Annotated in this window: 16 protein-coding genes; 10 read left to right on the top strand and 6 right to left on the bottom strand. The window is 69.1% G+C overall.

What is annotated here, in order from left to right:
* Positions 1-349: 349 nt before the first annotated feature.
* Positions 350-1,420 carry a DUF1176 domain-containing protein gene (locus tag ACIKT0_RS06015; RefSeq protein WP_407104465.1) on the top strand — a complete coding sequence of 357 codons (1,071 nt, stop codon included), beginning with the start codon at positions 350-352 and terminating at the stop codon, positions 1,418-1,420.
* Between the two features lie 5 nt (positions 1,421-1,425).
* Here the strand turns inward: ACIKT0_RS06015 and ACIKT0_RS06010 are convergent, their stop codons facing one another.
* Complete coding sequence (locus ACIKT0_RS06010) at positions 1,426-2,655, bottom strand: type III PLP-dependent enzyme domain-containing protein (RefSeq protein WP_407104464.1); 1,230 nt, start codon at positions 2,653-2,655, stop codon at positions 1,426-1,428.
* 132 nt (positions 2,656-2,787) lie between these two features.
* Between ACIKT0_RS06010 and ACIKT0_RS06005 the strand changes: the two genes are divergently transcribed.
* From ACIKT0_RS06005 to ACIKT0_RS05980, 6 genes are all read left to right on the top strand, one after another.
* Entirely contained in the window at positions 2,788-3,261 is a 474-nt protein-coding gene (locus tag ACIKT0_RS06005; protein WP_407104463.1) for a hypothetical protein, read from the top strand.
* On the top strand, positions 3,258-3,914 hold the full coding sequence (locus ACIKT0_RS06000; protein ID WP_407104462.1) for a ribonuclease T2 family protein: 657 nt from the start codon (positions 3,258-3,260) through the stop codon (positions 3,912-3,914). The genes ACIKT0_RS06005 and ACIKT0_RS06000 overlap by 4 nt, the downstream gene beginning before the upstream one ends.
* Positions 3,911-4,300: a cupin domain-containing protein gene (locus ACIKT0_RS05995; protein ID WP_407104461.1), complete on the top strand. Its 390-nt coding sequence runs from the start codon at positions 3,911-3,913 to the stop codon at positions 4,298-4,300. The genes ACIKT0_RS06000 and ACIKT0_RS05995 overlap by 4 nt, the downstream gene beginning before the upstream one ends.
* Positions 4,301-4,316: 16 nt before the next feature.
* Entirely contained in the window at positions 4,317-5,168 is an 852-nt protein-coding gene (locus ACIKT0_RS05990) for a 23S rRNA (adenine(2030)-N(6))-methyltransferase RlmJ (protein WP_407104460.1), read from the top strand.
* Between the two features lie 201 nt (positions 5,169-5,369).
* A complete protein-coding gene (locus ACIKT0_RS05985; protein WP_183393442.1) occupies positions 5,370-5,582 on the top strand; it encodes a cold-shock protein in 213 nt (70 codons plus the stop codon).
* A gap of 198 nt (positions 5,583-5,780) precedes the next feature.
* Positions 5,781-6,383 carry a glutathione S-transferase family protein gene (locus ACIKT0_RS05980; protein ID WP_407104459.1) on the top strand — a complete coding sequence of 201 codons (603 nt, stop codon included), beginning with the start codon at positions 5,781-5,783 and terminating at the stop codon, positions 6,381-6,383.
* Between the two features lie 13 nt (positions 6,384-6,396).
* Here ACIKT0_RS05980 and lysM read toward each other — a convergent pair whose 3' ends face one another.
* From lysM to ACIKT0_RS05955, 5 genes are all read right to left on the bottom strand, one after another.
* A complete protein-coding gene (gene lysM / locus ACIKT0_RS05975) occupies positions 6,397-6,837 on the bottom strand; it encodes a peptidoglycan-binding protein LysM (protein ID WP_407104458.1) in 441 nt (146 codons plus the stop codon).
* A gap of 64 nt (positions 6,838-6,901) precedes the next feature.
* Positions 6,902-7,465: an outer membrane protein gene (locus ACIKT0_RS05970; protein ID WP_407104457.1), complete on the bottom strand. Its 564-nt coding sequence runs from the start codon at positions 7,463-7,465 to the stop codon at positions 6,902-6,904.
* Between the two features lie 167 nt (positions 7,466-7,632).
* A complete protein-coding gene (locus ACIKT0_RS05965) occupies positions 7,633-8,322 on the bottom strand; it encodes an outer membrane protein (protein WP_407104456.1) in 690 nt (229 codons plus the stop codon).
* Between the two features lie 207 nt (positions 8,323-8,529).
* Complete coding sequence (locus ACIKT0_RS05960; protein WP_407104455.1) at positions 8,530-9,186, bottom strand: outer membrane protein; 657 nt, start codon at positions 9,184-9,186, stop codon at positions 8,530-8,532.
* Between the two features lie 225 nt (positions 9,187-9,411).
* Positions 9,412-10,089 (bottom strand): outer membrane protein, encoded by a 678-nt coding sequence (locus ACIKT0_RS05955; protein ID WP_407104454.1) that lies wholly within the window; start codon positions 10,087-10,089, stop codon positions 9,412-9,414.
* Between the two features lie 388 nt (positions 10,090-10,477).
* Here ACIKT0_RS05955 and uvrC point away from each other — a divergent pair, with 388 nt between their 5' ends.
* The 3 genes from uvrC to ACIKT0_RS05940 form a co-directional block, all read left to right on the top strand.
* On the top strand, positions 10,478-12,460 hold the full coding sequence (gene uvrC / locus ACIKT0_RS05950) for an excinuclease ABC subunit UvrC (protein ID WP_407104453.1): 1,983 nt from the start codon (positions 10,478-10,480) through the stop codon (positions 12,458-12,460).
* A 130-nt stretch (positions 12,461-12,590) separates the two neighbouring features.
* Positions 12,591-13,199 carry a CDP-diacylglycerol--glycerol-3-phosphate 3-phosphatidyltransferase gene (pgsA, locus tag ACIKT0_RS05945; protein ID WP_407104452.1) on the top strand — a complete coding sequence of 203 codons (609 nt, stop codon included), beginning with the start codon at positions 12,591-12,593 and terminating at the stop codon, positions 13,197-13,199.
* Positions 13,196-13,383, top strand: a 188-nt coding sequence (locus tag ACIKT0_RS05940; protein WP_474998495.1) for a ubiquitin family protein, incomplete at its 3' end; no start/stop codon positions are given. The genes pgsA and ACIKT0_RS05940, both read left to right, overlap by 4 nt.

Here is a 13,383-nt window from a genome sequence, read left to right as displayed (position 1 = left end):
CCGGCCGCCAGTCGCGCCAGCGCGTCGGCGCGAACCTGCTCGAGCGACTGCGCCGGCCGCGGAGCGTCGCCCTGCGTGCGCGGAGCCGCTTCCGCGAAGCTCGCGAATCCAAAGGTGGCGGCGAACGCCAAAGTGAGGGCCCTCTTCATCTTTCCTTCTCCTCTGATGCTCCCGGCGCGTCGCCGCGCCACAGTCCGCCCGGGGGTTCAACTGTGGCGGGAGGCCGCCGGTTGCGACTTTTCGGACCGCGCTCCTCGCGACATGGTAACGTCTTCGTGACCAGAACTGGGCTTTCCCGCACACGACCGATCGGGGATTCCCGCCTTTCTGCAGCCGGACGCCATGACCCATGCGATTGCCCCTGCTCCTGCTCGCCAGCATCGTGCTGCCCGGCTCCGCCCTCGGGGCCGAGGCGAGCTTCGAGGCCTGGACGGCCGCGTGCTCCGATGCGAAGGGCGGGCCCGCTTGCCACGCCGGCACGGAGGCGCCGGCCTCCGGCGCGCAGAGCGTGCGGCTGACGGTTTCCCGCGAGCCGGGAAAGGATGCGCCGCCCCGGCTAAGCCTGACTTTCGTGGGCGCGCCGCGCACGCCGCCACGTCCGAGGCTGGCGCTCGCCATTGATGGCGGACCGCCGGTGCGGCTCGCCTCCGGATCGGATCTCAGCATCGGCCCCGCGGCCGATCCGGGCGCCACCGAACTGCGGCTCTCCGAAAGCGCGACGCGCCGCCTTCTGCCGTTCCTGCGGCGCGGCAAGACGCTGAGCGCGTCGGTCTCAGGCGAAGGCGGCGACCAGATCGCGGTCGAGCTGTCGCTAGCCGGCTTCGGGCCCGCGGCCGCCGAGATGGACAACCAGCAGGGCCGCGCCGAACGCCAGGACGCCCTCACGGCGCTGATCGGCGGGGCGAGCCCGGCGGCCCTGTCGGGCCGCTTGCGGGACGTTCCCCGCGACGCCGCGCCTGCGCCCTTGAAGCAGGCCATGGCGGATCGCGACTGCCCCGTCTGGGACACGACCGAGGGCAACCCGTCCTTCCTGGCCGAGGAATCGTTCGCGGCCGACCTCGGCGGAGGGCGGACGCTGTGGTCGATCGTCTGCACGTCCGGCGCCTACAACGTCGAATCCGTGCTGTTCGTCGAGGATCCCTCGCGCGCCGCCAATCGGTTCGAGCCGCTGCTGTTCGCCTCCTTCGTCGAGTCGATCGGCTGGACCGGCGTCGATACGCTCTCGAACGTCGCCTACGATCCGGACAAGAGGCAGCTAACGGCGTTCGACAAGGGACGCGCCGCCGGCGATTGCGGGACAGTGGGAACCTGGGAGTGGGTCGGCGCGGCGTTCCGCATGATCGAGTACCGCGCCAAGGAAGAGTGCGACGGCTCCGGCAAGGCCGAGAACTTCCCGATCGTGTTCCGCGGAGAGCGCTGAACGCCTCACGCCATCGCGGCGCGCGGCTCCACATTGGCGACGCCTTCCAGCCCCTCCGTGCTCTCGAAGGGCGCCGCGACCTCGACGAAATCGTTCGGGTAGAAGCCGTTGAAATGGGTCCTCAGCGCCAGGCTGTAGGCCCCGATGTGCCCGATCTCGATCCAGTCTCCCGTCGCGACCGTGTCCGGCAGCCAGAACGGGCGCGTCAGGATGTCCACCGAGTCGCAGGTCGCGCCGCACACGCGGAACGGCGCGAGCCTCGGGGCCGTGTTCCGCTTCGCCCGGGCGCGCGCCGGATCGGGGATCAACTGCGCCGGCAACATGATCTTGCCCGTCCATGAATCGGACAGCGAGCTCCAGATGCCGTCGTTGATGTAGAGCCGCTGGCCCTTCTTCAGCAGCACGCGGACCACCACCGAGAGGCAGCGCGCCACGATGACCCGGCCGGGCTCGGCCACCAGCGGCAGGTCGCCGAGGCCCCACTCGTCGATCTCGCGCTGGATGCGCGCGAGCAGCGCTCCGACGTCGGGGGCCGGCGGCGCCGGGCGCTTCGGATCATGACCGTAGGGCGCGGGGAAGCCGCCGCCGATGTCGAGTTCCGCCAGCGGCACGCCGGCGCGGCCGCGCACCCAGGCCGCGGTCGCGACCGCGCGGTCATAGGCGGCAAGGTCCTCGACCTGGCTGCCGACATGGAAGGTCAGCCCCGCGCGGAAGCCGATGCCGTCGATACGGCGCAGCAGTTCGACCGCGTGAGCCGGCGTCGCCCCGAACTTCTTCGACAGTTCGTAAGCCGCATGCCCCTTGGTGGCGAGGCGGACGAACACGGTGATGTCGCCGGGCGGGATGTCCTGCGCGCGCACGACCCGCAGCACCTTGGCGATCTCGTCCTCATGGTCGATGGCGATCGACCTGATCCCGTACGTCTCGAGGCCCAGCCTGACGTCGGACTGCGCCTTGACCGGATGCATGTAGAGCAGCCGGGCCGAGCCCGAGGCCTTGCGGGCCGCCGCGAACTCCGCCGGGCTCGCCACGTCGAAGGCCGAGACCCCGGCGCGCGCCAGCGCATCCAGCACGAAGTCCTCTCCGTTGGTCTTGACCGCATAGGCGGTGAGCCCCCGGAAGCCGGAGAGGAAGGCGCCGGCGTCCGCCGTCAGGACCGAAGGCCTGAAAGCATAAAGCGGCCGGTCCGGCCTCAGCGCCAGCGCCGCGTCCCGCGCGGTCTCGAACTTCTGCATGCGTACGCCCTTCCATCGCCCGGGGCCTGAAGGTAGCGGTCGCGCTCGCGATCCCCACCCCCGTCGTCCGCTGCGCTTGATTTGCGGGGCCGGCCGAAGGATGGTCGGCGCTGTCGGCCAGAGGGTTTCGTGATGAGAAACGCGTTGATTGCGGCTGCGGCGGGAGCCCTGTTCTGCGTCGCGAGCGGCGGCGCCGCGTCAGCGGCGGATTACGGCTACGGCGGCGGCTCGACCGCTCGAAGCCCGTCCAGCTCTTTCTACCGGGGCTTCACGGGACGCCTGCCGTCCTGCGCCGACGCGCATGTCCATCGCCAGATCCGCGACGCGTTCGCCAAGCGCGAGCGCATGTATTGGCATTCGGGGCTGGCGCTTTCGGATTTCGTCCGCCCGGCTGAGCTCGGCTACCGCAGCTGGGGCGTCGAGTTCATCCCGCGCAGGTTCTGCTCCGCCGAGGCCTACACGAATGACGGCGTGCGCCGCCACGTCTACTGGCTCGTGGCGGAAGGGCAGCAATGGCTGTCCCTGGGCCCGGGCGTCGACTGGTGCGTGACCGGGCTCGACCGGAACTACGCCTACGCGCCGGGCTGCAAGATGGCGCGTCCATGAGGCTGCTGACGGCGGCCCTGGCGGCCGCCGCGGCGCTGAGCTGCGGGGCTGCGCAGGCGCAGTCCGACCGGCCGGGCGACTTCGACTTCTACGTGCTTTCGCTGTCCTGGTCGCCAAGCTACTGCGTCGCGAAGGGATCGCGCGCCGATCCTGTCCAGTGCGGCTCGTCGGCGCCCCGAGGCTTCGTGGTTCACGGGCTGTGGCCGCAATATGAGCGCGGCTTCCCCGGCTTCTGCGCCGTCACGGGCCGCAATCCGACGCGCGCCCAGGTCGATGGAATGCTCGACCTCATGCCGAGCCCCGGCCTGATCCGCCACCAGTGGCGCAAGCACGGAACCTGCTCGGGTCTCGATCCCAGCTCATATTTCAGGCAGGTGCGCAGGGCGGCGGAGCGCGTCCGCGTGCCGCCGGCCTTCGCCGCGCCGGACAGCCCGATCGAGACGTCCCCGGCCGCAGTGGAAGAGGCGTTCGTCGCGGCCAATCCCTCGCTGCGCCCGTCGATGATCGCCGTCCAATGCCAGGGCCGCTTGCTCAACGAGGTGCGCGTCTGCATGACCAAGGATCTGCGCTTCCGACCCTGCGCGGAGGTCGACCGGCGGGCCTGCCGGTCCGATCGCGTGGTCCTGCCGGCCTCTGGCGGAGATGAAGGATGACCGGCAATCCCGACGCCGCCATGCGGCTTCACCTGCTCGGCGCGTCCGCCGAGCCGCCCGAGGAGAGCGCCCCGCCGCCTGACCGCGTGCTCGAGGGATCGCCCACCTTCCGCACCCATGTGCATTACGAGGCGCCGGACGGTCGGCTCTTCACCGGCGTGTGGGAGGCCACACCCGGCGCCTGGCGCGTGGCTTATGAGGAATGGGAATGGTGCCGCCTGCGCTCCGGGCGCTGCGTCGTCACGCCTGACGGCGGCGAGCCGACGACGCTAGGGCCTGGCGACGCGATGGTTCTGGAGCCAGGCTTCACGGGCGTCTGGTCCGTGATCGAGCCCTGCGCCAAGGACTTCGTCGTCATGCTGCCGCCAGAGGCGGACGAGGCGTGAGGCCCGTCGCAGTCCCGTGAACTATCGCCACGCCTTCCACGCCGGAAACTTCGCGGACGTGCTGAAGCACGTCGTGCTCGCGCTGATCGTGCGCCACCTGAACGCCAAGCCGGCGCCGTGGAGCTATCTCGACACCCACGCCGGCTGCGGGATCTACGACCTCGAAGGCGAGCAGTCGGAACGGACGGGCGAGTGGCGCAACGGCGTCGGCCGTCTCGAAGGTCTGCGGCTGGGCGACGCCGCGGAAGCCCTCCTTGCGCCGTGGCGCGAGGTCATCGCGGGGCTGGCGGCGGACCACCCGGGCGGCCGGCTCTACCCCGGCTCCCCCGAGATCGTGCGCCGCATGGCGCGGCGCGAAGACCGCCTGCGGCTTTGCGAGAAGCACCCGAAGGACTGCGCCGCGCTCTCGGACGCCATGGGGCGCGACCGGCGCGTGAAGGTCGTGGAGATCGACGGCTGGACGGCCCTCAACGCCTGGCTGCCGCCGCGCGAGCGCCGCGGGCTCGTGCTGATCGACCCGCCATTCGAGGAGCCCGGCGAACTCGGCCGCATGGCCGACGCCTTCTCGCGCGCGCAGCGGATCTGGCCGACGGGCGTCTATGCGCTTTGGCGGCCGATCAAGGACCCGGCGGACACGCGCTCCTTCCTCGACGCGATCCGGGCCAGCGGCGCGGCCAAGCTGTTGCGCGTCGAACTGCTCGTTCGCGAGCCCTCCGATCCGAAAGTGCTTTCGGGTTCGGGGCTGCTGATCGCCAACCCGCCATGGACGCTGGAGGCCGATCTCCGCGCCGGCCTCCCGGAGGTGGCGCAGGCGCTGGCGCAGGGTCCCGGCGCGCGGGCCGTCGTGGAGACGCTCGCCGGCGCTTAGGAATGCAGCGCTCCGCCTCCGGAACACGCCACTTTTTCGCCTTGCCATCTTAATGAACATGCCGCTACCAAATAGAGGCTCTAGCGGCTCGCAGCCGGCGAATACTTGCCAGCATTCGCATTGCGTCGTCTCGACCTGCCGGAGCTCTCGTGCCGATCGGCGGACGGCGCGGGACCGGGGGGACTGGCAAGGGGGCGCTCGATGGCTCAGAGCGGAACGGTAAAGTTCTTCAACGCTGAAAAAGGCTACGGCTTCATCAAGCCGGACGACGGCGGCTCCGACATCTTCGTGCATGTCTCCGCCGTGACGCGGTCGGGGCTGACCACGCTTTCGGAAGGACAGCAGGTGTCCTTCGAAGTGGAGCCGGACCGCAAGGGCAAGGGTCCCAAGGCGGTCAACATCTCCGTCGGCTAAATCCGCGCCATTCCGAAGATCGGCCCGCAGCCGATCTTCCGGCGCTCGTGAGCCTTCGGCAAGCGCCGCGCCGGCGGCGCCTGGACTGTTGCGCGCGGCCGATCGTCATCAACGCCGAAGGTTTTCCCGACGCGGCGGATCGCCTAGAAGCGGTCTGTCCGCCGCGCGCGCTGCGCCGCTCATGCTCGGGAAGTGACGATGCTCATCCTGCGTTCCGCGACGCCCTCTCCCTATGGCCGCAAGGTCAAGATCGCCGCGGCGATCCTCGGCCTGTCGGACAGGATCGAGGTCGTTCAGACCGACACGGTGGCGGAGGACGATCCCATCCGCCGGCTCAATCCGCTCGGGAAGATCCCGACGCTCGAGCTCGAGGACGGGACCACGCTGTTCGACAGCCGGGTGATCCTGGAATATCTCGACCACCTCGCCGGCGGCGGCAAAGTCATACCCGTCGAGCCTGCGGCCCGTTTCCTCGCGCTGCGCACGCAGGCGCTGGCCGACGGCGTTCTCGATGCTGCGCTGCTGCAGGTCTACGAGGTGCGGTTCCGGGATGAGGGACAGCGCTCCGAACGCTGGACCAAGCGGCAGGCCGACAAGGTCGCCCGGGCGCTCGCGGCGCTGGAGGCGGACCTGCCGGGCGCAGGCCACGACGTCGGAACCATCGCGGTGGCCTGCGCGCTCGGCTATCTCGACTTCCGCTTCGGCGAGGGCTGGCGCGAGCAGCACCCCCGCCTCGCCGAATGGCTGAAGGCCTTCGAGGCCGCCACCCCCGCCTTCGACAAGACGCGCCCCACGGGGTGAGGCGCATCGAGCGTCAGGCGGGGATGCGGAGCACCTGGCCGGGATAGATCTTGTCCGGATCCTTCAGCATCGGCTTGTTGGCCTCGAAGATGTCCTTGTAGCGCCCGGCGTGGCCCTTGCCGTACTCCGCCTCCGCGATCTTCGAGAGATTGTCGCCCTTCTTGACGGTGTAGAAGCGCGACTCCGGCTCGGACTTCTCGACCTGGAGAGCTTCCTCGACCTTCGCGGTTCCGAGCGTGTTGCCGGCGGCGAGGATGATCTTCTCCCGCACCTCGTTGGACGGCGCGGTGCCGCTGATCTTGACGGTGTCGCCCGACACGTCGACCTTGAGATCCTTCGCGTCGAGCCCGTGCTTCTCGATCTCGGCCTTGATCTTCTCGGCGTCGGCTGCCTGAGCCTCGCTCGCCCCGAAGAGCTTTTCGCCTACGTCCTTGATGAAATCGAACACGCCCATGCGCGGCCTCCTCTGTCGTGACCGCACTTGATGATACCGTCCGAAGGTCGTTGGAGAAGGCGCCTCAGAACCGATAGTTGAGCCCGGCCGTCACTTGCCCCCCGGCGGGCGCGAGGCCCGCCTCGCCATTTCCCTCCGAACGTCGTCGGCCGAGGTCGACATACAGGTACTCGAGGCGCGCCGTGACGCCGTCCAGCAGCTGGGCCTCCAGGCCGCCGCCCAGGCGCCAGGCGACCGCTGACCTGCCCTGCCCGCTGCGCGCGAACTCGGCGGAGGCCGACGCCAGTCCGGCCGCGCCGTAGGCGACGAAGCGCCCGAACGCGTAGCCGATCCGCGCCTCGATCGCGGATGAGATGCGGCCCTCCGCCAGACTGTCGGCGAAACGTGCGTCGGCGCCCGCCGGAATCGAACCGCCGCCGACCCCGACGACGATTCGATCGAAGGCCGTGCGCGGGCCCGACAGATCCGGCGTCGAGCCGGTGATGAGCGAATCGAGGGCCCGCAGACTGAGCCAGGTCGCCGCGCTGGGCGAGCGTGGGGACGACGCTTCGGTGCGCTCCCAGGCCTGAAGCTGCGACGGCGTCCAGAGCAGCGACGCCGTCAGCGCTGAGCGGATCAGCAGCGACATGGACCGTCCGGTGGCGCGGCTCGCCGCGCGGCGTCGGGACGCCGGCCGAAGATGGCCAGCCTCCCGAATGGAACTGTCAGAAGATCAACAAGCTCTTAATCGCCTGAAAACGAAAAAGCCCCGCGGCTTGCGCCACGGGGCTTCCTCGTTCGCAGAAGCGGTTCAGCTCACCAGGAGCTGAACTTGTAGGCGACGCCTGCAGTCAGACGATTCTCGGTCAGGTCGGACTTCACCTTGCCGCCGGGGACCTGGAAGCTGTCCGTGCCGTAATCGTTGTAGCGATAGTCGACGCGCGCGGTGACGTTGTCGGCGACCTTCGCCTCGACGCCGCCGCCGACCGTGTAGCCGAGCGCCGTCTTGTCGTCGGTGGAGCGGACCGCGCCGACGCGCGCCTTCACCTTGTGCTCGCCATAGGCGAGGCCGGCGGCGCCGTAGACCATGACGTTGTCCATGGCGTAGCCGATGCGGGCGCGCGTCGCGCCCGACCAGTTCAGCTCGTTGCGGATCCGGCCGCCGGCGTTGCTCTTGGTGTCATGAGCGTTGTTGTAGTTCAGGTCGGTCTCGACGCCGACCACGACGGGCGAGCCGTCGAACTGGTGATCATAGCCGACGTAACCGCCCACGACGGCGCCGTCCGGCTTGGTGTTCGGAGCGCCGCGCTTGTTGGTCGCGCGACCCCAGCCATAGCCGGCCTGCGCGCCGATATAGGCGCCGCTCCAGTTGGAGGCGGGAGCCGGAGCTGCGTAGGCGGGAGCGGGCTCGTAGGCCGGGAGATCGGCGGCCATGGCGGCCGGCGCCGCGACGGCCACGGCGGCGGCGGCGGCGGAGGCCGCCGCGACGAAGATGTTACGCAACATGTGAACCTCGGTACTCAACAGCCGGAACGGGGGGATATCCGGAACGCATGACGCTGGCAGAGACGCCGGGGAGGCCCCCGAACGTTGACCGAACCCTACCGGCCATTCCTTAGCGATTGGTGAAGGTTAGCCGAACACAAAGAAAACCCCGCGACTCTCGTCGCGGGGTTTTCCGGAACATAGCGCCCTTGCGGGCGCGATGTCAGATCAGAACGGGGAGTCGAACTTGTAGGCGACGCCGACCATCACGCGGTGCTCGCTGTAGCTCGACTTCGGGCTGCTGTTGGACAGCTTGAAGGTGTCCTTGCCGTAGTCGCTGTAGCGATACTCGGCGCGAACCGCGACATTGTCGCTCGCAGCGTACTCGACGCCGCCGCCGATCGTCCAACCGACTGCGGTCTTCTTGTCCTTGTCGCCCGGGCTGCGGCTGAACTCGCGGCCGGCGTAAGCGAGACCGCCCGCGCCGTAGACCATGAAGCGGTCGAAGGCGTAGCCGATGCGGGCGCGGGTCGCGCCGGCCCAGTTCGTGGAGACCTTGGTGCGGCCGCCGCGGGCGCTACGACGGTCGTCGATGTCCGCGTAGTTGATGTCGGTCTCGATGCCGATCACGACCGGCGAGCCGTCGAACTGGTAGTTGTAGCCGAGATAGCCGCCGACCATCCAGCCGTCCGGGCTGGCCTTCGAGGCGCTGCCCCAGCTGTAGCCGGCCTGGGCGCCGATGTACGGGCCGGTCCAGGTGAAGCCGGCGGGAGCGATGACCGCAGGAGCGGGCTCATACGCCGGAAGATCCGCCGCCATGACGGCCGGCGCAGAAAGGGCAAGAACGGCGGCAGACGCTGCGCCGAGGGCGATGTGGCGGATCATTTGAATCCCTCCGATTGAGACACTTGGACTACTTCTACTGCACGGCCCCGAACATTGATAGAGCCAGTCTCAGAGACGGGACAACAGTGACGCTTCTGCAACACACCATCGACCCGTAAATTTCTACGCCGGCTAGCAAATCCCCTGTAACCATCCCGTCTTTCCGGACGAAACGTGTCCGAAAATGGGCCGAGACTTTTTAGTCGACGCTCATAACCGGTGTTGTCACCAACCCGTTGAGAATTTGTAACCGAGTCCCAGAAGAACTCGATTATCCGTAACATCAGACTTCATTCGGGTGCCCGCCACGCTGAACGAGTCCGTCCCGAAATCTGAATAGCGATATTCCACGCGCGCCGTGACGTTGTCGCTGAGCGCAGCCTCGACGCCGCCGCCGATCGTCCAGCCGACGGCGACCGTGTCATCCGACCCGTTCGCCAGGCCGCGCGCCTTAGTGTCCCGGTCGGCAAAGGCGAGACCGCCCGCGCCATAGACGAGGAAGCGCTCGAAGGCATATCCGACGCGCCCGCGCACGGCGCCGTTGAGGCCGAGATCGGTCCGCAGCCGCGTGCCGCCGCCACGTCCGCTGTCCTTGGCGTCCGAGAAGCCGAGATCCGCCTCGATGCCCAGCACGAGCGGCGAGCCGTCGAGTTGATGATTGTAGCCGACATAGCCGCCGACGGTGACGCCGCTGGGACTGGAGTTCGCCGAGAAGCCGTTCACCTTCGAATCGGCCTTGAACCAGTCATAGCCGGCGTGAACCCCGACATAGGGGCCTGTCCACGAGAACGACGGCACGGAAACTTCGGGCGCAAGCGCGGGCGCGCCGAGGTCGGCCGCGACGGCCGCTCCTCCGGACAGCAGCGCGATGGTCGCGCCGACCAGCCCTGCAATGCGCCTCATTTCCAGACTCCCCGACGCTCTGATGAGCGACCAGCCGAGGCGTGAGCCCCAGACCTGCCCCGCAAACGCCCGTCGCTTCAACTTAGTTCCATGAAGTGACGACGCGGCCGCGATTCAAGACAGTGGCTTCCACATAGGGGTCCCCGCGCGCGGCAATGTGGCGTGCCACAGGCCAAAATGTGGCGACGGCTCTGCGTGGCCGCAGCGCAACATAAGCGGCGGCTCTGCGCTACCCGCCGCGGCGGGAGGAGGCGCGCTTTTGTGGGTCGGCGCGAGGAGACGGGCGGGCGGAGCGAGCCGAGCGGGACCGCCGGGACGTGCCAAAGCGCCGCCCTGCCCTTATGTGGAGGCGGCGAATGCGCGATCGCCCCGCTCCAACCTTGACGCCATGACCGAACCAGACAGGCCGCCCGCGGAAGCGGACGAGGCCGACGACATCGACGACCTGGAGCTCGCTTCCTCCGAAACGGGAGAGCTCGAAACCGCGCCGGAGAACCTCAGGCGCGGCGTCGAGGTCATCCGGTCACAGTTGCGACATCTGCCGAACGCGCCCGGCGTCTACCGCATGTTCGACGGCGCCGGCGAGGTGCTCTACGTCGGCAAGGCGCGCTCGCTGAAGAAGCGGGTCGCGAATTATGCGCGCGGGATCGGCCACAACACGCGCATCGCGCGCATGATCGCCGAGACCTGCTCCATGGAGTTCGTCTCGACCGAGACCGAGACCGAGGCGCTGCTGCTCGAGGCGAACCTCATCAAGCGCCTGCGCCCGCGCTACAACGTGCTGCTGCGCGACGACAAGTCGTTCCCCTACATCCTGATCGCGACCGATCACCCTGCCCCGCAGATCGCCAAGCACCGCGGCGCCCGGGTGCGGAAGGGCGACTACTTCGGCCCGTTCGCCTCCGCCGGCGCGGTCGGACGGACGATCAACGCGCTCGAGCGCGCCTTCCTGCTGCGCTCCTGCTCGGACAGCTATTTCGAGGGCCGAACGAGGCCGTGCCTGCTGTTCCAGATCAAGCGCTGCTCGGCGCCCTGCACCGGCGAAATCACGCCGCAGGCCTATGGAGAGCTGGTTCAGGAGGCGCGGGATTTCCTGACAGGCAAGACCGACAAGGTGAAGCAGGAGCTCGCCCACGCCATGGAGCAGGCGTCCGAGACGCTCGACTTCGAGCGCGCGGCCGTCTACCGCGACCGCCTGGCGGCGCTCGCGGCGATCCAGTCCCATCAGGGCGTCAATCCGCGCACGGTGGAGGAAGCCGACGTCTTCGCGATCCACGCCGAAGGCGGCCAGACCTGCGTCGAAGCCTTCTTCTTCCGCGCCTATCAGAACTGGGGCGCGCGGGCCTACTTCCCCAAGGCCGACCGCAGCCTGGAGCCGCGCGAGGTCCTGGGGTCGTTCGTCGCCCAGTTCTATGACGCCGAGGAGCCCCCGCGCCTCGTCCTGCTGAGCGAGGAGATCGAGGATCGTGCGCTGCTCGCCGAGGCGCTGAGCATCCGCTCCGGCCGCAGGGTCGAGGTCTCGGTCCCCGTCCGCGGGGAAAAACGCGATCTCGTGGCGCGAGCGCTGGCCAACGCCCGCGAGGCTCTGGGGCGCCGGCTGGCCGAGACGTCGACGCAGGCGAAGCTGCTCGCCGGCGTCGCCGAGGCTTTCGGGCTGCCCTCCCCGCCGCAGCGGATCGAGGTCTACGACAACAGCCACATCATGGGGACCGCCGCGGTCGGGGCGATGATCGTGGCCGGGCCCGAGGGGTTCCAGAAGAACCACTACCGCAAATTCAACATCCGCCCCGACGACATCACGCCGGGCGACGACACCGCGATGATGCGGCAGGTGCTGCGGCGGCGATTCGCGCGGCTGCAGAAGGAGTCCCCGCGCGACGCGGAGGGCCGCACGCCGCAGGACGCGCCGCCGTGGCCGGATCTCGTGCTGATCGACGGCGGCCAGGGGCAGCTTACGGCGGCGCGCGAAACGCTGGCCGAACTCGGGCTCGCCGACGCGCCGCTGGTCGGCATCGCCAAGGGCGTCGACCGGGAAGCCGGCCGCGAAACCTTCTTCGTCGAGGGCAAGACGCCGTTCCGTCTGCCGCCGCGCGACCCCGTCCTCTACTACGTCCAGCGGCTGCGCGACGAAGCGCACCGCTTCGCGATCGGGACCCATCGGGCGCGGCGCTCGAAGGAGTTCGTCGCCAATCCCCTGGATGAGGTGCCGGGCATCGGGCCGACGCGGAAACGGGCGCTGCTTCGCCACTTCGGCACCGCGAAGGCGGTGGCGCGCGCCGGTCTCGCCGATCTCGAGAAGGCGCCCGGGGTCAGCAGGGCGATGGCGAAGGTGATCTACGACTTCTTCCACGAGCGCGGCGACCGCGGGTGAGCCTCATCCCGCCGCTCATCCGACCCTCAAATCTGCGTGTTGACGCCCGCCGCCCCGCGTGGTCGTGTCCCGGGTCACCTGCGCCTGAGTTCGCTTCGAAAACATGAGTTCTGAGAGCCATCTCGCACCGATGGGCCTCCGTCGTCCGCGCGCAAATCTATCCCGGCTGCACGCGCTGAGCCTGCCGAACATGCTCACCTACGGGCGCATCGCGGCCGTGCCGATGGTGGCGGCATGCCTGTTCGTCGGCGGAGACACCCTGCGCTGGGCGGCGTTCGCCATTTTCGCGATCGCGGCCATCACCGATTTTCTCGACGGCTATCTGGCGCGCGCCTGGCAGCAGCAGTCGCCCCTCGGGCGCATGCTCGACTCGATCGCCGACAAGCTCCTCGTCGCGGCGTGCCTGCTGATGCTGGCGGCGAACAACACGATCTCGGGCTGGTCGATCTGGGCCGCCATGGTGATCCTGTGCCGCGAGGTGCTCGTCTCGGGCCTGCGCGAGTTTCTGGCGGAGCTGCGGGCGAGCGTGCCGGTGACGCAGCTCGCCAAGTACAAGACGACGACGCAGCTGATCGCGATCGGCTTCCTGCTCGCGGGGCCTGCCGGCGACAAGGTGCTGCCCGGCAACACCCAGATCGGCATCGGCCTGCTGTGGGTCGCGGCGCTCCTTACGCTCTACACCGGCTATGACTATCTCCGGGCTGGCCTTCGCCACGTCCTGGAGGATCCGTCGGAATGAAGCTGCTGTATTTCGCCTGGGTGCGCGAGCGGGTTGGGCGCGCCGAGGAGGAGGCCGAGGCGCCGGCCGGCGTGAGCACGGTCGCGGAGCTCGTACGGGCCGGCGCGATCTGCCAGTCGACCTCCGACACCGAGGTCATCCTTCATCTTGTGGCGCAGAGCCGCCGCCCCCGCCTGATCGACCG

It is taken from the genome of Hansschlegelia beijingensis (genome assembly GCF_045505405.1).
Classification (GTDB): domain Bacteria; phylum Pseudomonadota; class Alphaproteobacteria; order Rhizobiales; family Methylopilaceae; genus Methylopila; species Methylopila beijingensis_A.
The sequence above is the reverse complement of the archived record's forward strand: the minus strand, read 5'-3'. Positions and strand labels throughout refer to the sequence as shown.